Origin of the sequence: Phytoactinopolyspora alkaliphila (assembly GCF_010550695.1) — a bacterium.
Classification (GTDB): domain Bacteria; phylum Actinomycetota; class Actinomycetes; order Jiangellales; family Jiangellaceae; genus Phytoactinopolyspora; species Phytoactinopolyspora alkaliphila.
Map to the genome: position 1 here is coordinate 203,331 of NZ_JAAGOB010000005.1, position 24,633 is coordinate 227,963.

General features: G+C 66.3%; 25 protein-coding genes. 12 read left to right on the forward strand and 13 right to left on the reverse strand.

From position 1 onward, the window contains the following. Nucleotides 1–37: 37 nt before the first annotated feature. From G1H11_RS11110 to G1H11_RS11130, 5 genes are all read right to left on the reverse strand, one after another. The gene (locus G1H11_RS11110; RefSeq protein ID WP_163818624.1) at nucleotides 38–199 is read right to left on the reverse strand and encodes a hypothetical protein; all 162 of its coding nucleotides are present in this window, start codon (nucleotides 197–199) and stop codon (nucleotides 38–40) included. Further along, nucleotides 199–540, reverse strand: coding sequence for a hypothetical protein (locus G1H11_RS11115; protein WP_163818625.1), 342 nt, complete (start codon nucleotides 538–540; stop codon nucleotides 199–201). Before G1H11_RS11115 ends, G1H11_RS11110 begins: the two co-directional genes overlap by 1 nt. Continuing rightward, nucleotides 537–845 (reverse strand): hypothetical protein, encoded by a 309-nt coding sequence (locus G1H11_RS11120; RefSeq protein ID WP_163818626.1) that lies wholly within the window; start codon nucleotides 843–845, stop codon nucleotides 537–539. Before G1H11_RS11120 ends, G1H11_RS11115 begins: the two co-directional genes overlap by 4 nt. A 545-nt stretch (nucleotides 846–1,390) precedes the next feature. Further along, nucleotides 1,391–1,774, reverse strand: coding sequence for a DUF5615 family PIN-like protein (locus G1H11_RS11125; RefSeq protein WP_163818627.1), 384 nt, complete (start codon nucleotides 1,772–1,774; stop codon nucleotides 1,391–1,393). After that, nucleotides 1,764–2,186: a DUF433 domain-containing protein gene (locus G1H11_RS11130; RefSeq protein ID WP_163818628.1), complete on the reverse strand. Its 423-nt coding sequence runs from the start codon at nucleotides 2,184–2,186 to the stop codon at nucleotides 1,764–1,766. The genes G1H11_RS11125 and G1H11_RS11130 overlap by 11 nt, the downstream gene beginning before the upstream one ends. A gap of 577 nt (nucleotides 2,187–2,763) precedes the next feature. On the opposite strand from G1H11_RS11130, the gene G1H11_RS11135 reads away from it, so the two are divergent. After that, a complete protein-coding gene (locus tag G1H11_RS11135) occupies nucleotides 2,764–3,546 on the forward strand; it encodes an inositol monophosphatase family protein (protein ID WP_163818629.1) in 783 nt (260 codons plus the stop codon). 122 nt (nucleotides 3,547–3,668) lie between these two features. Beyond that, nucleotides 3,669–3,917 carry a hypothetical protein gene (locus G1H11_RS11140; protein WP_163818824.1) on the forward strand — a complete coding sequence of 83 codons (249 nt, stop codon included), beginning with the start codon at nucleotides 3,669–3,671 and terminating at the stop codon, nucleotides 3,915–3,917. A 105-nt stretch (nucleotides 3,918–4,022) separates the two neighbouring features. On the opposite strand, the gene G1H11_RS11145 is transcribed toward G1H11_RS11140, so the two are convergent. Beyond that, nucleotides 4,023–4,424, reverse strand: coding sequence for a MerR family transcriptional regulator (locus G1H11_RS11145; protein ID WP_163818630.1), 402 nt, complete (start codon nucleotides 4,422–4,424; stop codon nucleotides 4,023–4,025). A 57-nt stretch (nucleotides 4,425–4,481) separates the two neighbouring features. Between G1H11_RS11145 and G1H11_RS11150 the strand changes: the two genes are divergently transcribed. Beyond that, nucleotides 4,482–5,690 (forward strand): MFS transporter, encoded by a 1,209-nt coding sequence (locus G1H11_RS11150; protein ID WP_216843668.1) that lies wholly within the window; start codon nucleotides 4,482–4,484, stop codon nucleotides 5,688–5,690. A 55-nt stretch (nucleotides 5,691–5,745) separates the two neighbouring features. Here G1H11_RS11150 and G1H11_RS11155 read toward each other — a convergent pair whose 3' ends face one another. Continuing rightward, complete coding sequence (locus G1H11_RS11155) at nucleotides 5,746–6,660, reverse strand: nucleoside hydrolase (RefSeq protein ID WP_163818631.1); 915 nt, start codon at nucleotides 6,658–6,660, stop codon at nucleotides 5,746–5,748. Nucleotides 6,661–6,991: 331 nt separating this feature from the next. Between G1H11_RS11155 and G1H11_RS11160 the strand changes: the two genes are divergently transcribed. Both G1H11_RS11160 and G1H11_RS11165 read left to right on the forward strand, forming a co-directional pair. Further along, a complete protein-coding gene (locus G1H11_RS11160) occupies nucleotides 6,992–8,062 on the forward strand; it encodes a Gfo/Idh/MocA family protein (protein ID WP_163818632.1) in 1,071 nt (356 codons plus the stop codon). 18 nt (nucleotides 8,063–8,080) lie between these two features. After that, entirely contained in the window at nucleotides 8,081–10,180 is a 2,100-nt protein-coding gene (locus G1H11_RS11165; protein ID WP_163818633.1) for a hypothetical protein, read from the forward strand. Nucleotides 10,181–10,264: 84 nt separating this feature from the next. On the opposite strand, the gene G1H11_RS11170 is transcribed toward G1H11_RS11165, so the two are convergent. Then, entirely contained in the window at nucleotides 10,265–11,434 is a 1,170-nt protein-coding gene (locus tag G1H11_RS11170) for an endo-1,4-beta-xylanase (protein ID WP_163818634.1), read from the reverse strand. A gap of 362 nt (nucleotides 11,435–11,796) precedes the next feature. Between G1H11_RS11170 and G1H11_RS11175 the strand changes: the two genes are divergently transcribed. Then, complete coding sequence (locus G1H11_RS11175; protein ID WP_163818635.1) at nucleotides 11,797–12,165, forward strand: hypothetical protein; 369 nt, start codon at nucleotides 11,797–11,799, stop codon at nucleotides 12,163–12,165. 38 nt (nucleotides 12,166–12,203) lie between these two features. On the opposite strand, the gene G1H11_RS27015 is transcribed toward G1H11_RS11175, so the two are convergent. Genes G1H11_RS27015 through G1H11_RS11190 form a run of 3 tightly spaced genes read right to left on the reverse strand, consistent with a single transcriptional unit; the run spans nucleotide 12,204 to nucleotide 15,432 of the window. Then, nucleotides 12,204–13,178 carry a carbohydrate ABC transporter permease gene (locus G1H11_RS27015; protein ID WP_216843669.1) on the reverse strand — a complete coding sequence of 325 codons (975 nt, stop codon included), beginning with the start codon at nucleotides 13,176–13,178 and terminating at the stop codon, nucleotides 12,204–12,206. Then, nucleotides 13,175–14,146 carry a carbohydrate ABC transporter permease gene (locus tag G1H11_RS11185; RefSeq protein WP_163818636.1) on the reverse strand — a complete coding sequence of 324 codons (972 nt, stop codon included), beginning with the start codon at nucleotides 14,144–14,146 and terminating at the stop codon, nucleotides 13,175–13,177. The genes G1H11_RS27015 and G1H11_RS11185 overlap by 4 nt, the downstream gene beginning before the upstream one ends. A 5-nt stretch (nucleotides 14,147–14,151) precedes the next feature. After that, nucleotides 14,152–15,432, reverse strand: coding sequence for an ABC transporter substrate-binding protein (locus tag G1H11_RS11190; protein ID WP_163818637.1), 1,281 nt, complete (start codon nucleotides 15,430–15,432; stop codon nucleotides 14,152–14,154). A gap of 335 nt (nucleotides 15,433–15,767) precedes the next feature. On the opposite strand from G1H11_RS11190, the gene G1H11_RS11195 reads away from it, so the two are divergent. The 3 genes from G1H11_RS11195 (at nucleotide 15,768) to G1H11_RS11205 (ending at nucleotide 19,463) form a co-directional block, all read left to right on the forward strand. Beyond that, nucleotides 15,768–16,499: a phytanoyl-CoA dioxygenase family protein gene (locus G1H11_RS11195; RefSeq protein ID WP_163818638.1), complete on the forward strand. Its 732-nt coding sequence runs from the start codon at nucleotides 15,768–15,770 to the stop codon at nucleotides 16,497–16,499. Between the two features lie 91 nt (nucleotides 16,500–16,590). After that, nucleotides 16,591–18,486 (forward strand): alpha-amylase family glycosyl hydrolase, encoded by a 1,896-nt coding sequence (locus G1H11_RS11200; protein ID WP_163818639.1) that lies wholly within the window; start codon nucleotides 16,591–16,593, stop codon nucleotides 18,484–18,486. Next, nucleotides 18,483–19,463 carry an alcohol dehydrogenase catalytic domain-containing protein gene (locus G1H11_RS11205; protein WP_163818640.1) on the forward strand — a complete coding sequence of 327 codons (981 nt, stop codon included), beginning with the start codon at nucleotides 18,483–18,485 and terminating at the stop codon, nucleotides 19,461–19,463. Before G1H11_RS11200 ends, G1H11_RS11205 begins: the two co-directional genes overlap by 4 nt. On the opposite strand, the gene G1H11_RS11210 is transcribed toward G1H11_RS11205, so the two are convergent. Next, nucleotides 19,455–20,504 (reverse strand): LacI family DNA-binding transcriptional regulator, encoded by a 1,050-nt coding sequence (locus G1H11_RS11210; protein WP_163818641.1) that lies wholly within the window; start codon nucleotides 20,502–20,504, stop codon nucleotides 19,455–19,457. The two genes, G1H11_RS11205 and G1H11_RS11210, sit on opposite strands and share 9 nt — an antisense overlap. Nucleotides 20,505–20,731: 227 nt before the next feature. On the opposite strand from G1H11_RS11210, the gene G1H11_RS11215 reads away from it, so the two are divergent. The 3 genes from G1H11_RS11215 (at nucleotide 20,732) to G1H11_RS11225 (ending at nucleotide 22,843) form a co-directional block, all read left to right on the forward strand. Then, on the forward strand, nucleotides 20,732–21,652 hold the full coding sequence (locus G1H11_RS11215; protein ID WP_163818642.1) for a helix-turn-helix domain-containing protein: 921 nt from the start codon (nucleotides 20,732–20,734) through the stop codon (nucleotides 21,650–21,652). 159 nt (nucleotides 21,653–21,811) lie between these two features. Next, nucleotides 21,812–22,102: a type II toxin-antitoxin system VapB family antitoxin gene (locus G1H11_RS11220; RefSeq protein ID WP_163818643.1), complete on the forward strand. Its 291-nt coding sequence runs from the start codon at nucleotides 21,812–21,814 to the stop codon at nucleotides 22,100–22,102. Nucleotides 22,103–22,303: 201 nt separating this feature from the next. After that, nucleotides 22,304–22,843, forward strand: a complete 540-nt coding sequence (locus G1H11_RS11225; RefSeq protein WP_163818644.1) for a LytR C-terminal domain-containing protein — start codon at nucleotides 22,304–22,306, stop codon at nucleotides 22,841–22,843. 135 nt (nucleotides 22,844–22,978) lie between these two features. Here the strand turns inward: G1H11_RS11225 and G1H11_RS11230 are convergent, their stop codons facing one another. Further along, nucleotides 22,979–24,472, reverse strand: coding sequence for a potassium/proton antiporter (locus G1H11_RS11230; RefSeq protein ID WP_163818645.1), 1,494 nt, complete (start codon nucleotides 24,470–24,472; stop codon nucleotides 22,979–22,981). Nucleotides 24,473–24,633: the final 161 nt, after the last annotated feature.

A 24,633-nucleotide genomic window follows, 5' to 3' on the forward strand; every position in this document is an offset into this window, starting at 1 on the left:
GCAGCGGCCCGAACAGGCAGAGAAACGAGACGTGGTGTCACTGTGTGTGACGGTCGTGTTCGTGGCGCAGGGTGTCCCGCACGGCGGTCGCTCGGACCACGGCCTCATACGCCCGGTCGTTCGCTGCTTCCAGCGCGGCGTGCACGGCGTGCAGTTCGGCCAGCAACGCTTCGGTGAGCATCAACGAATCAGCGGCCATCACGACTCACCCCCACCATCCCGCTCCCGCAGCGCATCAAGGGTGGCGCGCAGGTCGGTCAGGGCCTGGTCGAGCCGATCCGCTACCTCGCGCACATCGGCCTGGGTGGCCGCGACGTTCTCCTGGTGCTGGAGCCGTTTCGCCTGGCTGCGCTCCGTCTCGACCTCTAGCTGGGTTTGAACACCGAGTGCGTGGCACACGCGGCCGAGTTCCAGCGCCATCTGATCGGTGCGCAGGTCCAGCACATTCAACACGTGATCGACATGGCGGGCGTGTTTGCGCCACCCCACAGCCTCACGCAGCTCCGCCAGGGCGTCCCGGATCGCCTCGACGTCCATCACCGCTCACCACCCCGAGCGAGGAGCTGATGGGCACGCTGATGCGACACACCGAGAATGGTGCCGATGTCGCGCAGCGCTAACCCCATTTCACCGGCGAGCATGCGTGCCGCCGTGGCCCGTTCGTCGGCGGCAGCACGATTCGCCCATCTCGCGGTATCACGCAGCACACGCGCCCGAGCGATCCGTTCACGCACCACCACCGGCAACACCGGGCGCACATCCACATCCACCACGGCGACCGGGACACCAAGGGCCTCGGAGAGGATTCGGCGTTGGTCCCGTACGGCAGCGGCCAGACTCGACACCCGGCAACGCGCCGACGAGTCCTGATCACACTCAACAAGCCACACGCACCCATCCCGTCGAGCAGTACAGGTGAACGTGTGTAGATTCTCTTCCACGGCTGAACCTCCAAGCAGGTTCGGTCCAGGCCCCGCCACGGAGTGTCCGCTCCAAGGCGGGGCCGCCTTCAAAGACTGATGTCACATGCGATGCAGGGCCGGGCAGGACACAGCACTGTCACATTCGGCCCGCCGTCTCATTTCCCGTCTCATTCGCAGGCGTTCATGGAGGTTCACTTGAGCGCCCTTCTGTCTTCTGACCACGCATTCGGACCCGCCTGAACGCGTGCGGATGGCCGATAGCAGGCTTGGAAAGCGTGTTGGGTGCAAGCCCTCGCGGGTTCGAATCCCGCATCCTCCGCCACACTGAGCAGGACGGACGCCGCATAGCGCTCACAGCGAGCCGGAACCGGCGTCCGTCTGGTCTCATTTCTGGTCTCATTTGGTGTCGTCGCGGTCCATCTGGCCGCGCGTTTTCTCTGCGTCCTCAGTCGCGCCCGCACTTGCTGCTAGCCGGAGTTGGATAGCCACCAAACAAGCGGATCTTCACCCAGACCTTCCGGAGGTTCGCCGGCCAATGCGACGAGGGCCTTGCGTAGCTTGTTCAACCCTGGCCGGGTACGAGGAAACCGGGCATGGTGGCAATAGACCACGCCGACATGGCTGGGAACCATGGCGATGGCGGCACTGAATGTGGTGACGTCCTCGGTGACGACCACCCGGTCCTCAGCGACCGCCGCCTCAAGAACCCGCCGATCGTCAACGCCACGCAGCTCTGGCCTGTGCGCATTCAGTGCCACGGTGTCGACACCTTCGGCGGTCAGTTCCTCTGCTAGCCATGCCGGGTAGTGCTCGTCCAGCAGGAGCCGGATCTCAGCCCGCTTAGACGGCATCGAGAGCTCGCCGACGCTCCCACGCCGCCATTGCCTCGTCCTGGCTGGCGTGCTGGCGCTCGATCAGCTCGTCGATCTCCTGGCGGTAGTCCGCCCAATACGCCAAGGCGGCCTCAACATCGGCCAGTGACAACCCGAGCGCATCCGCGACCACCGCAGCCGAACGCTCGACCTTGTCATGCTGCAACCACGACTCAGCCACGGTCCACACCTGCGGTCCCACAGCCAGCGCGGCGCGTCGCTCACCAGTCACCGTGGTCACAAACACGATCCCCGGATGCGCCTCCATGCGCAGCCACTCGCGCACCGCGCCCACGACCACGCTCGACTTTTTCGCCCCAGACCGGCGCGCATAGTCGGCCAAGCTCTTGTCCACCTGATCAGGAAACCGCACATTCGTAGGAGATGTCATGCACTACAATGTAGCAACTAATGCCCGATACGCGTCTAGGCCGTCATTCCGTCTTTCTAGGCCGCCTCGTTGCAACGGGTCCCGGTCGTGCTGTTGCCGAGTTGACTTCTTTGAGATCAAGGGCGGCTCGCTCGCGCTCGCCGCGTTGGGTGCAAGCCCTCGCGGGTTCGAATCCCGCATCCTCCGCCACACTGAGTAGGACGGACGTCGAGCACTATCTGAGAGGGACCACGCCCGGAGTTCGTCCCGTCTCAGTCTCCGTCTCATTTGTGGTCCGTCCGCCCTGTTACGTCGCCAGATTTCGGCTCGCTATCGGCCGGCCATGCAGCGCTGATGCGCCTCTGTGGCCAGCTGTCTGCAGAAGCGGTGGACCGACTGCAGATCCGCACTTACGACGAAACCGTGCGGTTCAACATCACGATCGCTGACGGACACCGGGCCATGGTTCAGCCCTAACTGCATCACACGCGTGGCCTGGACTCGCCAACCTTCCTCTTCGAGGTCAGCGACGACGAACCGCACGGCATCTTCCCGATCTTCGAACGCGTTGTCACCGAGGCGTGGGACGGTGGGCGTGATGTTGACGCATGAACAGGCATCGGCCGCTGCCATAGACAGGGCGCTCGACGTGCTAGCCAAAGGTCGAGCAATGGAGCGCTCCTACAAGTCCGACCGTGACTTCGCCACCACCACGGACTTCACGATCGAGGACGAGGTGCGTTCACTCCTAGGCGAGCTGACTCCTGACATCGGGTTCCTCGGTGAAGAACGCGGCCGCACCGGTCCACGAGAGTCCTACTGGTGTCTTGACCCCATCGACGGCACCACGAACTTCAGCCGAGGCCTGCCCACCTTTGGGATCGCGCTGGCGCTCATTGAACACGAGACACCAGCACACGGCGAGATTGTCCTACCTGACCACCGGGAGCGATACGCCACCCGCGACGGCCGAGCGTACCGCGACAACGAGCACCTACAAGCCAGCCAGACGTCAAGTGTTGCTGACTCGGTGGTCGCAGTCGGGGACTTCGCGACCGGGCCTGCCAGCCGAGACGAGAACCGAGACCGCCTCAGGGTCCTTGGCCACATGGCCAACACAGTCGGCAGAGTCCGCATGCTCGGCTCCGCCGCCACCGACCTCGCATGGCTAGCCGCCGGACGGCTCGACGCCGTTGTCATCCACTCCAACAACTCGTGGGACGTCGCCGCTGGAGTCGCGCTCGCTCGCACAGCAGGCGCGATCATCACCCACCACGACGGCAGCCCATACACCCTGACCGGCCCCAACATCCTCGCCGCAGCACCCAGAGTCCACAACGCCATACTCGCCATGCTTAACGACCCCCCGACGCGACCCTGAAGCGTAAAGGCGTTCTTGACGCGACGACGAACAAGGCTCCCGGATCATCCACGCCGACGTCTTACGTCCGAAGTTCTACGACTACTTGAACAGGTGAGGTGATAGACATGGCAGACATCAAGATGCAGAACGACAGCGACGTTGAACGCTGGCTCGACAGTCTCGACCCGGCCACCACCCCTGCCCGCGACGGTGCCCGCATGCGCCGTATCGCCGCCGCCCGCCAGAACATGGCCGACGCCGAGCAGGAGCTACGAGACGCCGTCGCAGAAGCCCGCGCCGCTGGAGACACCTGGTCCATGATCGGCATAGCCCTCGGGACGACGCGTCAGGCCGCGTTCCAGCGCTTCGGCAAACACGTCGGCGAGTAGCCAGCAGCAGCGAAGCCAGTTGCCGAGTTGACCTCTTTGAGATCAAGGCGGCGCTGACGCGCCGCACCGCCCGGCCTCGCGCCGGGCGCATCGCCCGGTGGCCGGTTATCCGGCCGAGGCGGTACTGGGTACGCGCTGTTGCTGCAGGAGCACCTCGTGGTGGGAGCGCTTGAGGTAGCTGCGGATCGCGTCGCGGCTGCGGGTGAGGCAGGCGATCCGGTCTTCGATGGGAACGAGTTCAGCAGCAAGCTGTTCGGCCACGTTCCGCGGGCAGGTCGGCTCACCGCGGGTGGCCGCGTCCTCGGTATCGAGGAGCACCCTGACCAGCCGTGTGGGGATACCTGCCCGCACCAGGCTGGCGACGCGGGTGACTCGTTCGACGTGCGCCTCCGTGTAGGCGCGGTACCCGTTGTCCTCCCGGTCTGTGGTCACCAGACCCTGCTGCTCGTAATACCGGATCAACCGCGGCGCCACACCCGTCCGCTCGGCCAGTTCACCGATCTTCATGCTGAATCACCGCCAAGGCTTGACATTGACATCAATGTCAAACTTTACCGTGGTCGCATGACCACAACAACCATGCATCCTGCCGCGGCAGCGAAGTCCTCCCTTCCGTGGCCCGCACTCCTCACTCTCGGCGCGACGACCCTCGTCATGGTCACCGCCGAGATGCTTCCCACAGCCGTGCTCGTCCCGATGAGCCGAGGCCTCGGCGTCGCCGAGCCGCTGGTCGGGCAGCTTGTCGCCGCGTGGGCACTCACCGTCGTGGTGGCCAGCTTGCCCCTCACGTATCTCACCCGCAGGATCGACCGGCGCACCCTCATCCTCGCAGGCATCGTCTTGCTGGCGGCCTCGTCGCTCCTGACCGCCGTCGCGCCGGTGTATGCCGTGGCGCTCGCGGCTCGCCTCGTGGGGGCCGTGTCGGTCGGACTGCTGTGGGCCACCGCCAACGCCCACGTGGCCGACCTAGTGGAGGACAAGGACCTCGGCCAGGCGGTCGCTGTCGTGCTCGGTGGTGCAACGTTGGGGATGGTGGTCGGCACCCCTGTCGCGCGGCTGATCGCAGACGCGTCGAGTTGGCGTGCGGCCTTCGTGGTGCTGGCCGTGGCGGCACTCGGAACAGGTCTGCTGGTACGCGCCCTGGTTCCCGCCCGTCCCCGGCGGGCGGCTGCCTCCGCCGACGATCCTGGGCCCGCACGCGGCCCGCTCGGCCCGACCTTGGTCGTGGTCACGCTGGTCGGCCTCCTGCTCGTCGGGCACTATGGCGCCTACACCTTCATCACCAGACTCGGCGAGCGGGCCGCGGCTCTCTTGCCGGGCGAGATGAGCGGTCTGCTGCTCGCTTTCGGCCTCGCCTCCGCGGCCGGCGTGGCACTGGCCGGCCGGCTGGCCCGCCGCACCACACTCGGACTGATCGCCGCCTCGACGGCTACGGCCTTCATGCTCCTGGCCCTGACGTGGGCCGAGTCACCGGTCTCAGGCCTCGTCACGATCCTCGCGCTGGGTCTTGCCAGCGGCGCCGTACCACCACTCGCACAGACCGAGATCCTCCGCCTTGCAGGCACCGGGCACCGGGACCTGGCCGCGGCGTTGATCCCCGTCGTATTCAACGGCGGTATCGCTATCGGCGCGGCGGCTGCAAGCCTGCTCGTCGGACGGGCCGGGCCTGCGGCGTTGCCAATCCCAGCCGCGGCCATCGCGGCGATCGCCGCGCTCGGCCTGGGAATCGCCGCGGCCCGCCGCCAGTTCAGGGCCGGGGAAAGGCATGCGTGACAACCGTCGGCCTCCGAGCCGGCAGCGAAGGTGGGTGGCCCGGAGCGTCGTGAGGTCACGCCGATACCGCGTGGGACAGGCGTCGCCGGATGGAGTCAGCCGCCCTCTCGACGTCGACGCGAACGGCACGATGTACGCCGGCCGAGCCTGCGGATCGCTCGAGGACCCCGAGCCGCTCACCCTCCTCGATGACGGTCCAGCTACCTGCCTCCAGCGTGAACAGGTCGGGCTCGAGCATTGCCAGCACGGCAAGGGGATCGTGCGGACTGGATCCCGCTGTCTCCCTGAAGCGCCACCAGCCGCGGACCTGCTGGTCCACTAGGGTCGCCAACGGTGAGCCCGAGCGGGTGATCTCGTCGAGATCGGACTCGCTCAGGGCAACCGTCGTGGTCACGTCCAGCCCGACGAAGACGGACGGGATGCCCGACGCGAGTACCGTCCGGGCCGCGGCGGCGTCACACCGGATGTTGTGCTCCGGCTCGCCGCGGGAGAACTCGCCGCCCATGACGACGAGCCTGCGCACCGCGTCCTTCCAGCCCGGGTCACGCTCCAGCGCGGCAGCGACGTTGGTGAGAGGACCGATGGCGACGACGGTCAGCTGCCCGGGATGTTGCCGGGTCGCTTCGATCAGTGCGTCGACGCCTCCGAGCGGGCTGATCTCCTCGGCCTCCAGGTCGTCGATGCCCTGGCCCTCGTGGCCCGCCCACCAGACGTCGCGCCCGGACAGCGGGTCGGCCAGCCCCTCGTGCACCGGTACGTCGTCGCAGCCCATGAGGCGTAGAACCCGGTTGGCCATGCGCGCGCGGAGGGCGACGTCACCGTACACCGTGGTGACACCACGGAGGTCGACGCGTGGATCATCGGCGAGAAGAATGAGGGCCAGCAGGTCGTCGACGTCCGAGCCGATGTCGGTGTCGAGCACCACCGGCCCGATCCCGTCTGCGGGCGGCGTGATCGGCGGTTGAGCCATGGACGTTCCTTCCTGGGTCGGCATCGCAGACGCGGAACCAGTATGTGCGGCATCGGGCTCCGGGTCGAGCGCTGCGTCTCTCACCGAAGTTAAATCGAGCACGGCGGAAGATAGGAGGAGCGGAGGTGGCGGCGCCGACCATATATTCGCATTTCAGAGACGTAGCGGAGGGCTGCGCATCGCCGCCATGCCGGGGTCTGTAGACGAATCGCACCGTGGGGATTGTGGGAGGGCATGTGACGCTCGATCGGCAGTATCCGAGACCTGGGAGCGACGACGTCACGAAGCCTGACGACGTCACGAGTCACGACCGAGTCGCAAGGCCCGGACAATGAGCCCGGCTCCTCTGAAAGTCGGTGTGGTCGGCCTCGGCGAAGTAGCGCAGGTCGTCCATCTGCCTATCCTGTCGAGCCGTCCCGACCTGTTCGAGATCGCGGCGGTCTGTGACGTCTCGCCCAACCTGGTGTCCTTGCTTGGTGAGCGCTATGGCGTGCCAGGGCGCTACATCGACGCCGACTCGTTCATGGCCCATGATCTGGATGCGGTCATGGTGCTCACCAGCGACGAGTACCACACCGACCTGGTCATCGCAGCGTGCCGCGCGGGCAAGCACGTGTTCGTGGAGAAGCCGATCTGCCTAAACCTCCGCGACGGAGAGGCGATCCTCAAAGAGAGGAACAACGCCGGTGTGCAGGTGATGGTGGGGTACATGCGCCGCTACGCTCCGGCGTTCCTGCAGGCCGTCGACGAGGTACGCAGCTGGGACGCCGTGAACCACGCGTCGCTGCGCGACATCATCGGCCAGAACCGTCTGCTGATCGACCAGAGCAGCGTGGTGGCCCGGTTCGACGTCCCGGCCGAGGTGGCCGCGGACCGGGACCGTCGCGCCCGGGAGCAGGTGGCCGAAGCCATCGGTGACGTCCCGTCGGATCTGGTGCGTGCCTACCGGATGCTGTGCGGCTTGGCGATACATGACATCTCGGCCATGCGGGAGATCCTCGGCTCTCCCGTGTCCGTCCGGGCGGCCGCCCAGTGGAGCGGCGGCGGGTTCATGAGCATCCTCTTCGACTACGGCACCTACTGCGCCAGTCTCGACGTCGGCGTCGACCTGCAGAAGCGATTCGACTGCCACATCGAGGTGGGCTCGGAGCTCAAGACGATCAAGGTGCAGTACGACACTCCGTACATCAGGCACCTCCCCACCACATTGCACGTAGCCGAGACGGACGCGGAGGCGCACTCACAGATGATCGTGCGCCCGACGTTCAAGGACGCCTACGTGTTCGAGCTGGAGACGTTCCACGAGGTGGCGTCGAGCGGTCTCCAGCCGAAGACGGACATCGAGGACTCGTTACGCGACCTGGAGCTTTTTCAGCACGTCGTGGCCGCATTCCAGCGATAACAGCAGAGGTGAGATCCGATGGAACGCGGCGTGTACTTCGATGCCTGGTTTCCCCGCCAGCATTGCTATCACCCCAGTCTGCCGCCGCGGCGGCTGCGGATGGTGGACGATCTGGTCGACTACCGGGCGACCTTGCTGGTGTGGTCGGCGCTGGGCGGCGGTTCCCTGTCCTTGCCGTACCTGGAGCAGGAGGCGTTCGGCCCGGTCGACGCGCGGTCACGGTTCTACGGCTTCGTGAACGACAGCGAGTTCATCGATGAGTGTCACACACACGGCATCAAGGTGTTCGGCATCGTCTTCGAAGCTCAGGGATGGGAGTTCCCGGTGGAGCTCAACGACTCCGAGGACACCGTCCTGGCCCTCAACGAACTGCGCGGCACCGGCCACCGTGACTGGATGGGGCTGCGGGAGTTCTCACAGAACCGCTACCCGAACCTGTGGAAGCCGCTCGAGGCGTACTTCCCCGGTGGGCTCGTCAACAGTGACGGGGAACCGGTCACCGACCTGATCGACGAGTGCTGTGCTCGGGACATCCACCAGGTGGCGTGCCACGCGCACTGGGTGGAGTGCCCGGACCGTGAGCACCAGTGCTACTACATGGACCGCAACAATCCGGTCTGGCGGGAGTACCTGAAGGCGGTGATCCGCATCCAGGTCGATGCCGGCGTCGACGGTGTCCAGCTGGACGAGGCGGAGCTTCCGATGGGGGCCCTACAGTACGGCGCATGCTTCTGCAAGGACTGCATGAAGGGTTTTCGCGCCTTCCTCCTGGAGCAGCCACCGGGGGAACGGAGCCCGGAGCTGGCCGGCGTGGACCTGGAGTCGTTTCATTACGGCGACTGGCTGCTGGAACGCGGCCACGACTTCAAGACCGACCAGCATCTGGCGCCGCTGTTCGACCTTTACCACCGCTTCCAGCGTGCCGCCGTCAAACGGTACTTCGGGGAGCTCGCGACCTATGCGCGTGAGTACGGTCGCGAACAGGGCAGAGAGGTGCTCGTTTCGGGCAACTTCTTCAACCTGTACCCGCACTACTACGCGCTCGTGGACGACGTCGACCTCGTGATCACCGAGATGCGTAACACGACCTACCGGCAACCGGCCTGGTACCGGTACGTGGCCGGCTTCGCGGGCGACAAGGACGTGGTGGTGGTGGAGAACCCCTACGGCGGGGTGGTGCCGGAGCTCGTCGAGGCGCTGTCGAAGGGCCGCGGCCACGATCTGTTCCAGCTGTCGTTGTACGAGGGTGCCGCCATGGGCGCCAACATGACCGTCCCGTACGGCGCGTGGATGGGCAGCCGGATCGAGGATTCCTTCTATGCGCCGCACGAGGTCGCCACCGAGGTGCAGAACTTCCTCGCCGACCACGACCGGCTGTTCAGCCGCCAGACGTACAACGACATCGCGGTGGCGTTCAGCACGGAGAGCAACGCCGGCCTGATCGCCGCGCAGGACCGGAGCGACAACGTGCTCAACCTCTCCGACCACTCGGTGGAGGTTCCGTTCCGTGTGGTGACGACGGTGCTCGCCGACGCGGCGGTCCCGTACGACGTCGTCATGTTCCCCGACGGTTCCTACGCGCCGGACCGGGTCGACGCGCGCACGCTCGGCCGGTACTCGACCCTCGTATTGCCGAACTGCACGTGGATGACTGCCGGCCAGATGTCGGCCGTGCGTGGCTACCTTGAGAGCGGCGGGCGGGTCGTCGTCGTCGGCGAGTTCGCGACAGACGTGCCCACTCCCGGACGCGACGCGATCCTGGCGCATCCGAACACGACACGAGCCACGGCACGGGACGTGGCCGGACTGCTTCCCGTGGGCCGGCAGGTCGAGATCGCCGCCGATGTCGCTGTCAACATCCATCGCCTCGCCGACGACGTCGCCGCGGTGCACATCGTCAACTACGACTACGCATCCGAACTGGACCAGGTGGTGCCGAAGTTCGACGTCGACCTGATCATCCGGCTACCCAAGCAGGCCACGCACGCCACCCTGGTCCGGCCGGGCTCCGCGAACGTGGAACTCACGTGCGTGCCCAAACAGGGGGGTGTGCTGCTGCACATCGACGAGATCGGCCTCTACGGCGTGGTCGTGCTGCATGACGGCCGCTGGGCGTGAGCCGGACGGGTCCTGGGCGGGAGCCGGGCGGGGTCGTGTGCACAAAGGGGGCGCGGCCGTCATGGCCGCGCCCCGGGGGTCGGATCACCAGATCGGCGTGCGTATCGGCGCGTTGAGCAAGGCGTTGCTTACCGCGTCATAGGCCGGCTTCGGCTGCAGGTCCGCGTCGAACGGCAGCGGCCTGCGGGGCGTGCCGTCCCGCCGCGGACGGTCCTCCTCCAGCCAGCTGTACCGGTCGGAGAGGCCGAAGTTCATCACCACCTTGACCGCGGGCTCGTCGAGCGCTACGTCGAGGTAGCGCGCGTACACGTCGGCGACGCCCGGGTCGATGGCGCTGCCGCGCAGTCCGTCGTCCAGGACATCCATCTCGGTGATCATGATCGGAAGACCACGCGCGGCGATCTCGGCGAGGAAGGCCCGGTACGCGCTCTGGTTGAATCGAGAGGCGAAGGACTTCGCCTCCAGGTGAGCCTGGATGCCGACGCCCTGCACCGGCACTCCCTGGCCCAGCAGATAGTCGATCGCCTGCAGGTAGGCAGCCCGCCGGTCCGCCGCCTCGGAGCGCCGTGACGATGTCTCGAATCCGAACTCGTTGATCAGCAGCAACGCGTCCGGGTCCTCCGCCTGGGCGAGGTGGAACGACTCCGCCACGTACGACGGGCCGATGGTGGCGTACCAGGGAACGCCGTCCCGCAGCATGTTGGCGTCGCTGTCGTAGGGATCGGTGACCTCGTTGGCTACGAGCCAGGTCTTCACCCGGCCCCGGTACCGGGCCACCATGGCCTGGATGGTGGGGAAGAGCGTGTCGCGTGCCTCCTGCTCAGACATACCCCACAGGTCATCGTCGGTCCATCCTTCACCGAACCCCTCGTCCCAGGCGAGATGGGCGGCGAAGACGTGCTGATTGTTGGCTTCCGCGTACGCGATGATCCGATCGGCGTGCGAGAAGTCCAGCGGGGAGCCCGGTGTCGGCTTCAGCCGCCACCAGAGCAGGTCGTCCTCAGTGAACATGATTCCCGCCTCGCGCTGGAACAGCGCGCTGTAGTCAGGATCCGGCTCCACCTGCCAGGTGGTGGTTGACGCGCCGTAGATGATTCCACGGCTCAGCGCCTGATCCCGCAACGGCGTTCCCGCGAGGCGGCGATACCCGGCGTTCGCGGCCGGGGCCGTGGACACACCGAGCGCGCCGGCAGCGGCTAGCCCGCCGGCACCCAAGAGCGCCGAACGACGCGTGATTCTCCGGTCATTGCGCATAGTTCCCCTTCCGGGTCGAACATGAGAGGGCTCGGCTCTGCGGCACGCAGGAGGTCGTCCGAATTCGTCGAACGACAGTGGCGATCGCACGGAGGATGATTCGACGTCTGCACAAGCGTAAGAATTCTCGGGCACCCGGCGCCGCGCCTTTGTTCGGCAGTAGTGGATGGAACTTCGGGAACTCGACGTAGTTCTGCGGGGAGGGCCGGCCGGCCGCCGGGGGTAAGACAGCCCCAGCTTTCGTGCGTCTGGGTAGTGCCGCGGGGTGGCGCGGGGCACTAGACTAACTGCGGCGTTGGAGAACTGTACCGACTAGCTAGTAATGGTGAACGGGTGAGGGCAATGGTTATCGTTTAATGAATATGCGACCGTTGGTCACGGCGGCGCCTTGGTGTGCCCTTGTCAGTGGGTATCTGGCGGGCTTGCTGTACGTCTATCAAGTGTTCGTGGTGCTGATGGTGGGCAACGAGCCGCATTACCAGTGCTCTGAAGAGCGTTTTGGCATTTTCGAACCCCAGCGAGCGCCAGCAATGACGGGGCTGGAGAGCGGATATTTTCATCCGAAGGCGCTTTGTCAATGGGCCGACGGTGTCGTCGTCTCGATGATTCCGCGGGGTGTCGAGCACGCCTACGACGTGCTGTTCGTCGTCACCTGTGTCTCAGTCGCAGTTGCACTTGCCGGTGGGGTCGTGAGATTGAGGAGAAGACGACACGCATCGAAGTCTCGATGAAGAGTAATTTGCCCTGGACTCGATATCTATGGAGCTGCTCAGCCTTTGAGTCCGCTGAGGGAGATTCCCTTGATGAAATGGCGCTGGAAGATCATGAAAATGACGAGTACGGGAATGGTGGCGACCACCGAGCCCGCCATCAGCATGTCCCACGCCGTCCGGTTCTTCACGACGAAGAGCGCGAGCCCCAGGGGCATCGTGTAGTGCTCAGGGCTGGAGATGATGATAAGCGGCCACAGAAAGTCCTCCCACGCGTAGATGAACGTGAAGATCGCGGTCGCGGCCAGTGCGGGCCCGGAGAGCGGAAGTACCACGCGCCAGAAGACCCGGAACTCCCCGGCGCCGTCGACACGTGCGGCGTCCAGCAGCTCGTCGGGAATCGTGAGCATGTATTGCCTGAGCAGGAAGATGCCGAAGGCGCTCACCGAGCCGGGAAGGATCAGTCCGTAGTAGGAATCCAGCCAGCCATGGCCGCCTTGCCCGAGGATGTCGTTGCCGCCGAAGAGCGGGATGTGCTTGAGGACCAGATAGTTCGGGATCAGGGTGATCTGCGGTGGCACCATCAAGGTGGCGAGGAAGAGCAGGAATATCGTGTCGCGACCCGGGAAGGTCCGCTTGGCGAACACATAGGCGGCCATGGCGTTGAAGAACAGCTGCAGGACCGTGATGGAGCTGGCCACGAAGACGCTGTTGGCGAACCACCGAAGGACATCCGCGGATGCTCCGGACCTCGTGCTCTCCGTAGGGATCCCGAAGAACGTCTTGTAGTTGTCCAGAGTGGGGTCCTCGGGAATCCATTGCGGCGGCCACGAGAAGATGTCGCCCACGTGCTGGAACGACGCGCTGACGAGCCACGCGAACGGTGCCACGAAGAGCAGGGCGCCGGGCACCAGGATCGCGTAGGCCAGCAGGACCGGCAGCGAGCGCCGGCCGCGGCCCTGGCCAGAACCGGTCCGGCGGTCGGCGGACCCGGCACGGCCGCGGACTCTCAACGCACCGAGGGGAGAGGTCACTCGTATGCCCTTCGGTAGAGGCGGAGTTGCAGGAGCGTGAAGACGAAAAGCATCGCGAACAGTGCGTAGGCGAGCGTGCTCGCGTATCCCATCTCGTAGAACTTGAAGGCCGCCTCGTAGATGTAGAACATCATCGTGGTGGTGCGATCGACCGGGCCGCCCTGCGTCATGACGAAGATCTGCGTGAAGATCTGGAACGAACCGATGATCCCCATCACCATGAGGAACAGCGTGGCCGGCCGGAGCATGGGAATGGTCACATACCGCAGCCGTGCCCACGCGCCGGCGCCGTCGACCTTGGCGGCGTCGTAGAGCTCTTCCGGCACGGCCTGCAGCGCGGCGAGGTACACCACCATCGAGAAGCCGACGCCGGCCCACACACTCATCAGAATGATCGAGGGCATGGCCAGGTTCTTGTCGGCGAGCCAGAGCAGCGGCTCTTCGATCAGGTTCGCCTTCAGAAGGTAATAGTTGAAGAGCCCGAAATCGCCGTTGTACAGCCACTTCCAGATGATGGCGACGACGACGAACGGGGTCACCACCGGAAGGAAGTACATGACCCGCAGGATGCCGCGTGCCCGCAAGGGCTGATTGAGCAGCAGCGCGACGACGAGCCCGACCATCATGGTCAGTGGGACGGAGGCTCCGGTGAAATACGCCGTGTTGTAGACCGAGCGGCGGAAGCGCTCGTCGTCGAGCAGATCCCGGTAGTTGCCCAGCCCGACGAACGGCTTGTCGGGCTGGATGATGCTCCACTCGTGGAACGTCAGGTAGAACGCGAAACCCAGCGCGAAAAGGGTGAACACGGAGAACAGCAGAAGCCCGGGCGCCAGGAAGAGGTACGCGTCCCAACTGCGCGCCATCCGCCACAGCGTGCGGCGCCAGCCCTTGGCCGGCCGCTGGCCGGCTGCCCAGGGTCGCGCGCGCCCGGACGTCCGGTCCGGGCGCGCACCGACGTTCGTTCTCATCGTCCTCATTCAGCGAGGATCTGGTTCGCCGCCTCGGCGGCCGCGTCGACCGCCTCGGCGCCGGTCTTCTCGCCGTAGATCGCCTTCCCAAGCTCCTCGTTGAGGGTCTCTTCCACCTCTGCCCACTTGGGATTGTGGATGACGTTGCCCTTGCCGCAGGTCATCGCCTCAGCGAAGCCTTCGAGAACGGGCTTCGCCTCGATCAGTTCCGGCGAGTCGAGCAGGCTCTGGTACGGCGGGAGGAGTGTGCCCTCGGACTCGAAGGTCCACTCGGCGACGTTGTCGGGATGACCGAGGAACTCGATCCATGTCCACGCCGCGTCGGCGTTCTCGGTTCCGGCGAAGATGACCAGGGCGTCCCCGGCGATGGTGGTGGCACAGCCCGCGTCCCCCTCCGGCAACGGAGCGGTGGCCCACTTGTCGGAGATGTCCGGGAACTCTTCGTCCAGAACACCGGCGAACCAGGCACCTGCCATGTACATGGCCACCTGGCCATTGGCGAAGGCGATGCGCCCGTCGTAGGAGTTCGAGTTGAGGTGGTCCGGAGCGGAGACGTCGGCCAGCCCGGCGTACAGCTCCGCGGCAGCCTTACCGGCGTCGGAGTTGAACTCGACGGTCGACCCGTCCTCACTGAGCAGTTCACCCCCGGCCTGCCACAGCCACGGATACCAGTAATAGGCCGCCTCGGGTGCGAAGATCTGGTAGCCGTACTGTTGCTCACCTGGCTTGGTCAATGTCTCCGCCGCGTCCTGGAACTGTTCCCACGTGGTGGGCGGGCCTTCGATTCCGGCCTCGTCGAACAGATCGGTCCGATAGAACAGCCCGGTGGACTCTCCGTCGAAGGGCAGGCCGTAGAAGCTGTCTTCGTAGCTGGCGAAGGCCCTGAACGCCTCGACGTAATCGTCCGGAACGATCGCGTCGCTGTGCTCGAGGTAGCCGTCCAGATTGACCAGAGCATCGCGTGACGCGAAGGTCACGACATCACTGGCGTCGACATAGGCCACGTCCGGCGGGTTGCCGCCGGCAATCTGCGTGGTCAGCTTCTGTCGTGCCTGCTCTGCGGGCACGTCATGGAACTCGACCGTGATGTTCGGGTGTTCCTCCTGGAACTTCTCGTACAGCCGCTGCATGCCTTCCTCGGAGCCTACCCAGGACGAGAAAGTGATCGTCACGGGTTCGTCCGGTTCCTCGACAGGTCCGGCCGCACCGGGTTCGTCGGCCTGGCCGCCATCAGAGCCACAGTTCACCGCAGCCGCCGACAACATGACGGCAATGCCGAGCGTCATTGCTCGGCGACGTACAGATTTCTGCCTCACTTTGCCTCCTGGTTCGTCGGGCGCACGCTTGCGGCATGGCCAGACGCGGACGCCAGAGTGCTCGGCCATGGCCACGTCTTGCCAGGAGAATAACGGGGTTCAGCCACTCGATATCAGGGTGCGAGCCAAACCCCCAAACATAGATCGAGGAGAGCGGAAAATAAGTCGAGCAGGTCGCCGCACGGCTGTCCTAGTGTCCGTAACCGGGGCAGTCGCGCTGAGACCGGCGCGCCTCACGAACAGGTGGTCACGGCGGCAGGAACAGCCTGTTCGCACGGCGCCCAGTGGAAAGAAGGAGACTATAGATGCGACAGCTATCGTCGGAAGAAGTCGAGGCGTTCCGGAAGAACGGATACCTACTCCACAACGAGCAACTGTTCTCCGCCGAAAAGTTCGACCGCCTGTCGGACATCTTCGCCGAGCATCTCGCGGACAAGGGCGAGAAGCTCAGCGACGAACTCGACACACCGCACTTCCGGGACCCACGCCTGCTCGAGTTCCTCCTCGCCGACGAGGTACTGGATCTCGTTGAGCCGCTGATCGGACCGAATATCGCCTTGTGGTCGAGCCATTTCATCTCCAAGGAGCCACACACCGGGCGGGCGACGCCATGGCATGAGGACTCCGCCTACTGGGAGGGACGGTTGAGCGCCTACGACCGGATCGTGACGGTATGGCTCTCCCTCGACGGCAGCGACCGGGAGAACGGCTGCATGCGCGTCATCCCGGGCACCCACTCGAACGGATTCTCGGAGTATTCGCCTGTGGACCAGTCGGTGAATACGTTCCACGCCGAGATCGTCGATGTCGACGAGTCGAAGGGCGTGGACTTCGAACTCAAGCCCGGCGAGTGCTCACTGCATGACGGCCGCATCATCCACGGCGCTCATGCCAACACCAGCTCGCGGCGGCGAACCGGCTACACGATGCGGTACTTCCCGACGTCCGTGCGGGTGTACCCCGAGAAGAACCCGGGCTGGAAGATCTGGCTCGGCCGAGGTGCCGACGAGGCCGGCAACGTATACGCCAACGCCTGACGGGTCGAGGGCTTCAGTGGCGAGGGCGTCAGCTGGGTCTGATCCAGCCGGGCGGCCTGATCCAGCCGGGCAGTGGGATCCCGCCGGGCGGGTGGATCGGGCGGAAGCGGACGTGGTCTGGGAACAGTGTGACGGCGACGTGTGGGCGTGGAGCAAGAGGGTCGCCGGCAGCAGCGCCGCACACGACGTGCTGGCCCTGCGAGTGCGGGGCAAGGAGTTCCCAGTGACCAGGTCGGACCGGCGGTTCTGGGCCACGGTGCCGTTGGCGCCGGGCACCAACGCGGTCGAGGCTGTCACCTCGGACTCCTCCGGTCGCCGAACGGTGGGAACGGTCATGTACGAGGTCCCGCTCCGGGCAGCGCCGACCGCCCGGATCGGCATCGCCGTGACGAGCGGGCAGGTTGTCCTGGACGCGGCCGGCAGCACACCGAACATGTCCACACGTGCGCCGCTGGCAGAATGCTACTGGTCCGAACGGGACAGCAACCCGGCCCGGCTGCCGTTGCTGGGCGCGCAGGCCGCCGGCGCCGGGAACGTCGTCAGGGGCAGCACCATACGGATCACTCCTCCCACGGTTGATGGGGAGTATTACGTGCGCTTGCGTGTGGTCGACGAGTACGGCGAGGAAGACTGCGCGACGACGTCCTTCGCCGTGGTGGAGGGCCGGCCGCGGATACCCGATCACGACGTGGAGGCTCCGCGCTGGATCCGGGACGCGCTCGTCTACGGGGTGCTTCCGGCCCGATTCGGCGAGCCGCCCCTGAAGTCCACGATCGCCAGGCTGGATTACCTCAGCGACCTGGGAGTAAACACGTTGTGGATCGCGCCGGCGACCGCGACGATCCCGCGGCATGCCGGCTACGACGTCGTCGACTATTTCTCGATCCGCGAGGACTACGGCACTGAGGAAGATTTCCGCGAGCTGGTCGTCCAGGCGCACTCCCGCGGCATGCGGGTGCTCATGGACGTCGTCCCCAATCACACCTCCGAGCTGCACCGGTACTATCAGGACGCGCTGGGACGGGGCCGGCGATCCGTGCATTGGCACCTGTACCACCGGGACCGCTCGGGAAATGCCACCCACTACTTCGACTGGGTTCACCTTCCCAACCTGGACTTCGGCAATCCGGAGGTGCGCACGTTCGTCACTGAGGCGCTGTCGTTCTGGATCCGCGAGTACGACGTGGACGGTTATCGGGTGGACGCGGCCTGGGGCATCAAGGAGCGCGGGCCGGACTTCTGGCCCCAGCTGCGCCGCGAGCTCAAGCGGATCAAGCCGGACGTCTTCCTACTGGCCGAAGCGAGCGCCCGGGATCCCTACTATGCCGGCAACGGCTTCGACGCCGCGTACGACTGGAACCACGACCTGGGTCATTGGGCGTGGGAAGACGTGTGGGTCTCGCCAGACGGTCTGGTCGAGCGGTTACACGCCGCGCTGACGAACAACGGATCGGGATACCCGGCCGGCTCACTGGTCTTCCGATTCCTCAACAACAACGACACCGGTGAACGCTTCGTCGTCCGGCACGGCCCGGGACTGACCCGGGTGGCGGCGGCCCTGATGGTCACCGTGCCTGGCATACCCGGCGCGTACACGGGCGACGAGATCGGCGCCGACTATCACCCGTATGCCGGCACACAGCCGCTGGGCTGGGACGACGACCCGTTCCGGCTACGGGCCTACTACACCGGGTTGTTCAGGCTCCGGCAGGAACTGCAGAATCTGCGCACGGGCGGTTTCGCCCGGCTCGAGGCGGAACCCCAGGACAAGGTCTACGCCTACCTGCGATGGTCCGACGACGCTGTGCCGGTAGCGGTCGTCCTGAACTGGCACGACGAGCCCGTCAGGGCGAATGTGACACTCCCGTCACGCTTCCCGCCCGGCACCGAGGTGACAGACCGGCTTCACGGCGGCCGGTTCACCGCTTCGGACGGAGTACTGATGGTCGACCTCCCGGCTTACACGGCACGGATACTCTCACCATGACCGCGACTGACGATACGAGGCGTCCCATGAAGCTCGCTGCCCTGAAAGCGCCCTTCACGTTCGAGCTCCTCGACGAGCCGGTGCCGGCAGTCGCACCGGACGAGGTGCTGGTCCGCGTGGAGGTGTGCGGCGTATGCACGTCGGAACTGGATGCCTGGCAGGGTCGGGGAGACACACCTCTCCCGTACTTTCCGGGCCACGAGGTCAGCGGTGTCGTCGAGGAACTGGGTACCGAGGTGACATCGGTGTCCGTCGGCGATCCGGTGGCCGTCTGGGTCACTGAGCGCGGCTTCGCCGAGTACGTGGCCGTCAAAGCCGAGCACTGCTTTCCGGCTGGTGGCGTCCCGCTCGACCTCGCCCTGGCCGAGCCTCTCGCCTGCGCGGTGAATGCCGTGGAGCTCGCCGACGTGTGTCTGGGGGACGACGTCGTCCTGATCGGCGCCGGTTTCATGGGCCACCTGGTTCAACAGCTGGTGATGTTGCGCGGTGTCCGCCACGTGATCGTCGCCGACACCCGCCCGGACGTTCTGGAACGGGCTCTCCGGCTCGGCGCCACCCATGTCGTCGACGTCGGGGTGGAGTCGTTGCCCGCCGTCGTGGCCGACATCACCGACGGCGCCGGCGCAGACGTCAGTTTCGAGATCACCGGAGCTCAGGGCCCGCTCGGCGTACTCGGCGACGTGACCAGGATGAGCGGGAAGATCGCCCTGGTCGGTTTCCACCAGGGGGAGAACCGGCAGCTTCCGCTCGGCCAGTGGAACTGGAAGGCCTTTACCCTTGTCAACGCCCATTTCCGTGAGGTGCCGACCATCCTGCGGGGCATGTCGGTGGGCATGCGGTTGCTCAGGTCGCGGCGGTTGTCTCTGGACGGCCTGGTCACACACCGGGTCGAGCTGGCCGACATCGGGGACGCGTTTGGGCTCGCGCAAGACAAGCCCGCCGGTTTCGTGAAAGCGGTTGTGACCTGCTCACGCTGACTGGCGTTCCACGAGGCGACACGGCAGCAGGACCGTGCGCCGGGCGCCTGTTCGTTCGTCGCCGATCCGGCTGAGCAGGAGATCGCCGGCCGCGTTGCCGGCGTCGTAGGCTGGATTGGTCACTGTCGTGAGCGGGGGAGTCACGAGTGACGCCGCCTCGATGTCGTCGAAGCCGACGAGCGCGATGTCGTCGGGAACCGACAAACCGCGTTCCCGGATGACATCCATGGCGCCGATGGCCATCAGATCGTTGGCGCAGAACACGGCGTCGGGAGCTGGCTGCCGGGTCAGCAGTTCCCGCATGGCGTCCCGGCCACCCTGCCGCGTCCACTGGCCGGGCAACGTCAGGTCTTCCCGGAATTCCAGGCCGGCATCGAGGAGTGCGTTCCGGTAGCCCGCGGTCCGGGCGACACCGGAGTCGACGGTGCCCTTGATCATGGCCACCCGGCGTGCCCCCCGTTCGATGAGATACGACGTGGCCAGCCGAGAACCCTCCTCGTCGTCGGCGGCGACGACATCCACCTCGGGGTGGTCGATGCTCCCGCCGATGCAGACGAACGGGGTGCCCAGCCGCACCGGCTCGGCAACCTGGCCCGTGACGACGTGTTCAGACGCCATGGCGACACCGTCGACACCCCGGTCCAGCACGTCCTGCAGGTACTTCTCTTCCCTGTCCACCAGGGCGTCGGTGTTGCAGATGTAGGTGCCGTACCCGGCGTCGTTCACCGTGTCCGCGAGCCCGCGGGCGAGAGCGGTGTAGAAGGGGTTCATGATGTCCGGCACGATCACGGCGATCATGTGGGACCGCTTGGTACGAAGATTGCGTGCCACGAAGCTCGGCCGGTAGCCCAGCTCGCGGACGGCCTGGTGCACTCGTTCCGCCGTGATCGCGGAGACCCGCCGGTTGCCGGAGAGCACATGGGAGACCGTCGTCGGGCTCACTCGCGCGGCGTGGGCTACCTGCGCGATAGTGACTCGGCCCGGATCCGGGCGCTTGCCCTCGGTGCGCTCGTCCGCGGACGTTCTGTCAGATGTGGGCATCACATCTCGTCCCCTTCATCCCTGGCAGCCGGTGTCGCGGGACCCGCGGTAGGGCTCTTGACAGCTATGAAGCCGGTTCATAAGCTAGCACAAATCGGTTGCCAAATCGATTTGTACTCCTGTTGCGGCGCCGACGCCGCTGTTCGCGACAGGACGCGCACGGTGCTCCTGGGCGGCGTCGAGGAGCCGCCCGGGCCGGGTGGCTCCCGCAGAGGGAGGCGAGCTCGGTGACCACGCCTACGCTGGAGCGCTACACCCGGGACCAGTTCCTCGTGCCGGAGGCACAGATCCGCATCTTGCAGCAACAGGTGCATCGGGCAGGAGTCCACTGGCACGAGTTCTACGAGCTTGTCTATGTGGTCGACGGAACGGCGAGCCACGTCGTCAACGGAGCACGGCACCGGCTCGCTCCGGGCAGCGCGTTCATTCTGACGCCGGCGGATTTCCACGAGATCGTGACCACCCCCGGAGAAGTGCTCGTGTGTTACAACGTGATCATCGATCCGGCTGCTCTGGACGGCGAACTCGAAGGCCTGGTGCCACCGGCCGACGCCGAGTCGGTCTGGATGGTGGATGATTTCACCGAAGCACGCGCCGACTTCGAGCGGCTCTGGGACGAGTCGCAATCCGAGCGCCCGGGGACGGCCGTGGTCATGTATGCCCTTCTTCAGTGCGTACTGATCGCGCTCGCCCGGCGGTGCAGCGCCAACCGTTCCGGGTACGACGACGCTCTGCCGAAAGAGACCGATGCCGGTATCCGCCGGGCGATTCTCTACGTGGACCAGCACTTCCGTGAACCGTTGACCCTCGCCGGCGTCGCCGCTCAGGCCCATCTGTCGCCGAACTACTTCAGCGAGCGTTTTCACGAGACGACCGGGGTCTCGTTCCAGACCTACCTGCAGCGCCGGCGGCTCCGATTTGCGCGGTCTCTCCTGGCCGCGACCAATCTGGGCGTGACCGAGGTGTGCCATGCGGCCGGCTTCAACAGCCTCTCGCACTTCGGACGTTCGTATCGCCGCAGATACGGCCATTCGCCCTCCGTCGGCAGAACCCAGCGCGCGGGGGTCCAGGATGGTAGCGGCGGCTGGGCAGCGGACACGACCCCGTGGCGGCTGGGCGGGCGGGACGAGGCGCTCGTCGCCGGGTGACGCGATGCGTGGCGCCCGGCCGGTCGCGTACGCGCCGCGATGCGTCGCGCCCTGGTCGCGGTCGCGCTTACCCCGCGATGGCGGCGCGATGTGTGAAGGAGCCCGTCGGACCGTGGGTCGGTGGACGTCCTGGCCCCGGTGCTTTATAGACTACGCGAGGTGATTTTCAAGCGTGTAGGCGACGGACGTCCGTATCCGGACCATGACACGCCCCTGCGTGAATGGGCGGAGCTGCCTCCCCGGCCGCTTCGTCTCGACGAGCTGATCACCGTCAAGCGGAACCTGGACCTCGAGACGCTGCTGGCCAGCGACTCGACGTTCTTCGGCGATCTCTTCCCGCACGTGGTCGAGTGGAAGGGTGAACTCTATCTGGAAGACGGGTTGCACCGTGCGTTGCGAGCGGCTCTCCAGCAGCGCCCGGTCATCCATGCCCGAGTCCTTGAGCTTTGACAGAGTCGGAACGCAGCCGTTGTCGAAGGGCGCCCGACGTGACACGGCGGCTTGGTGCGTGCGTGCCGGGTGAACCGCGTCGTCACGGGTTAGGCTTCAGGGCTGGAAGCACGCTTGCTGTCTCCGGTCTCCGGCCTGGCGCGGGCGCTGCCCTCTCGCGCAGGCGCCGGGACCTGGCGAGGGAACGGACGCGGAGGATCAATGGAGTCCGAAGAACCGATCGACGAGTACGAGGCCGCACCTCGGCAGACGTGGCGGCACGTCCGCACCGGGATCACGCTGCTCGTGCTCGTGGCGTTCGTGGTCGGAGCAGCGTGGTACAGCTGGAACAACGTCGTCGCGCCGACCGACGACGACACGTCCACCACGCCGGTCGCTACCGACTGTCCCACCGTCGTCCCGACGGACGCGCCTCCACCTGAAGAGATCGAGCTCAACGTCTACAACGCCACCAGCCGTAGCGGCCTTGCGCAGCAGGTGGCCTCGCAGATGCGGGACCGAGGCTTCACCATCATGGATGTCGACAACGATCCCCTCGGCGCCACGATCGAGGGATCGGCCGAGGTCCGCGCCCATCCGGAACACGAAATCGCCGCTAGCCTGGTCGCCACCATGGTGCCGGGTGCGGTGCTGGTTCCCGACGAGCGGGAGAACGCGACGGTGGACCTGGTCCTCGGCGAGAACTTCGACGACCTGGCGGCCGAAGCCGAGCCCGACGCCACCGCCGACGCCTGCGCCTGATTCCGATACGCGCCGCGAGGCGAACACCGGTACGCGCCGCGAGGCGAACACCGGCCGCGCCGCGAGGCGAACACCGGCCGCGCCGCGAGGCGAACACCGGACCCGTCAGGACCGAGCGCATCGTCCGTTCTCGAATCAGCGTCCGTCCTCGCCGAACCAGCCGGCCAGGCGGCCGCGTCGTCCCACCGCGCGGAGCCGCCTCTCGGTGGCCGAACGAAGCTGGCGTGGTGCCACGAGCAGCAGCTCGTCGCCGCGCCGGAGCTTGGTCTGACGTTCGGGGACCTCGGTCTTTCCATCCCGTACCAGCAGCGGAGCGGTGACGCCGGACGGAAGGCGGAGCTCGTTGATGCTGACACCGTGCAGCTTGGACCCGTCTGGAATCCTGACCTGGATCAGGTCGGCCTCGATCCGCTCCAGCGGTGCGGATTCGAGCTCGGCGTCGTGTGCCGCCACCCCGGGGCCGACACCGAGCCGGTTCGCCACCCACGGCAGGGCCGGAGCCTGGAGCAGTGTGAAGACGACCGCCACGATGAACACGACCGCGAACAACCAGTCGGCGCCCTCGACCCCCTGGGCAAGCGGGATGGTGGCGAGGACAACCGGGATGGCTCCCCGTAGTCCGGCGAAAGACAGGAAGAGCTGGTCGGCCAGTGGAACCCTGAACAGAACCGTCGAGATCCACACGGCCATCGGGCGGGCGACGAAGGTCAGCACCGCGCCGGCGATGACCGCGGCCACGAACGCCTCGGGCATCCTGGACGGTGACGAGAGCATGCCGAGCATCACGAACAGCCCGATCTGTGCCACCCAGGCGAGACCTTCGGCGAAGGACCGGGTGGCGGCGCGGTGCGGCAGCCTGGAGTTCCCGAGTATCAAGGCGGCGATGTACACGGCCGCGAATCCGCTCGCGTTGGCCATCGCCCCGGTGGCGTAGGAAAGCACCGCCACCGTCATCACCATCAGGGGGTAGAGCCCGGACGCGGGCAACGCGATACGGACCAGCACGATCGAGGCGAGCCTGCCCAGCGCGTAGCCGATGCCTGCACCCACCACGAGCTGGTACGCGATCAGCAGCGCGGCCATGCCGATGCCGTCCTCCGCCACCCGCCCGGTGCTGACGAGGACCACCAGCACGATGGTCGGCGCGTCGTTGAGTCCTGACTCCGCTTCCAGCGCACTCGACAGGCGTTTGGCGAGCGGCACCCTCCGCAGAGTGGAGAAGACGGCGGCGGCGTCGGTGGGAGCGAACACGGCGCCGAGGAGGATGGCCAGGATCCAATCGAGGCCGAGGAGGTAGTGACCGACGACGGCCACCACGGCCGTGCTGATCCCCACGCCCACCGTGGCCAGCGCTACGCCGACGCCCAGGGCGGGCCGGACGTCTTCCCAGCGCGTGGTCAGCCCGCCCTCGGCCAGGATGACGATGAGCGCGGCGTACGCAAGAGACTGCGCCACGTTCGGATCGTCGAACTGGATGCCCAGGCCTGACTCGCCGATACCGACACCGAGAAGCAGATACAAGACGAGGAACGGCAGCCCGAACCGGACACTGGCCCGGACGGCAAGGATAGCCGCGACCATGACGAGCGCACCCACGAGCAGGAACACGTTGAGGGTCGTGACGTCCACGCCCTCCCCCTTCCTGTCCGTCCCGGCGCGGGAGGAAGCACAAGCGTCCCATGGACAGGGCCGCGAGTGCCTCAAACTGGCGGTGCGCCGGTCCGCATCCGTGATGCGGAATGCCGCCGTACTACCCGGGAAGCGAACAGCCCGTCCATCCGGACGTCCGG

What these genes read in the sequence shown, in the direction of transcription:
- G1H11_RS11110 (WP_163818624.1), bottom strand. Translation starts at nt 199, where the DNA reads ATGGCCGCTGATTCGTTGATGCTCACCGAAGCGTTGCTGGCCGAACTG.
- G1H11_RS11125 (WP_163818627.1), bottom strand. Translation starts at nt 1,774, where the DNA reads ATGCCGTCTAAGCGGGCTGAGATCCGGCTCCTGCTGGACGAGCACTAC.
- G1H11_RS11130 (WP_163818628.1), bottom strand. Translation starts at nt 2,186, where the DNA reads ATGACATCTCCTACGAATGTGCGGTTTCCTGATCAGGTGGACAAGAGC.
- G1H11_RS11135 (WP_163818629.1), top strand. Translation starts at nt 2,764, where the DNA reads ATGTTGACGCATGAACAGGCATCGGCCGCTGCCATAGACAGGGCGCTC.
- G1H11_RS11140 (WP_163818824.1), top strand. Translation starts at nt 3,669, where the DNA reads ATGCAGAACGACAGCGACGTTGAACGCTGGCTCGACAGTCTCGACCCG.
- G1H11_RS11145 (WP_163818630.1), bottom strand. Translation starts at nt 4,424, where the DNA reads ATGAAGATCGGTGAACTGGCCGAGCGGACGGGTGTGGCGCCGCGGTTG.
- G1H11_RS11150 (WP_216843668.1), top strand. Translation starts at nt 4,482, where the DNA reads ATGACCACAACAACCATGCATCCTGCCGCGGCAGCGAAGTCCTCCCTT.
- G1H11_RS11155 (WP_163818631.1), bottom strand. Translation starts at nt 6,660, where the DNA reads ATGGCTCAACCGCCGATCACGCCGCCCGCAGACGGGATCGGGCCGGTG.
- G1H11_RS11160 (WP_163818632.1), top strand. Translation starts at nt 6,992, where the DNA reads ATGAGCCCGGCTCCTCTGAAAGTCGGTGTGGTCGGCCTCGGCGAAGTA.
- G1H11_RS11165 (WP_163818633.1), top strand. Translation starts at nt 8,081, where the DNA reads ATGGAACGCGGCGTGTACTTCGATGCCTGGTTTCCCCGCCAGCATTGC.
- G1H11_RS11170 (WP_163818634.1), bottom strand. Translation starts at nt 11,434, where the DNA reads ATGCGCAATGACCGGAGAATCACGCGTCGTTCGGCGCTCTTGGGTGCC.
- G1H11_RS11175 (WP_163818635.1), top strand. Translation starts at nt 11,797, where the DNA reads ATGCGACCGTTGGTCACGGCGGCGCCTTGGTGTGCCCTTGTCAGTGGG.
- G1H11_RS11185 (WP_163818636.1), bottom strand. Translation starts at nt 14,146, where the DNA reads ATGAGAACGAACGTCGGTGCGCGCCCGGACCGGACGTCCGGGCGCGCG.
- G1H11_RS11190 (WP_163818637.1), bottom strand. Translation starts at nt 15,432, where the DNA reads ATGACGCTCGGCATTGCCGTCATGTTGTCGGCGGCTGCGGTGAACTGT.
- G1H11_RS11195 (WP_163818638.1), top strand. Translation starts at nt 15,768, where the DNA reads ATGCGACAGCTATCGTCGGAAGAAGTCGAGGCGTTCCGGAAGAACGGA.
- G1H11_RS11205 (WP_163818640.1), top strand. Translation starts at nt 18,483, where the DNA reads ATGACCGCGACTGACGATACGAGGCGTCCCATGAAGCTCGCTGCCCTG.
- G1H11_RS11210 (WP_163818641.1), bottom strand. Translation starts at nt 20,504, where the DNA reads ATGCCCACATCTGACAGAACGTCCGCGGACGAGCGCACCGAGGGCAAG.
- G1H11_RS11225 (WP_163818644.1), top strand. Translation starts at nt 22,304, where the DNA reads ATGGAGTCCGAAGAACCGATCGACGAGTACGAGGCCGCACCTCGGCAG.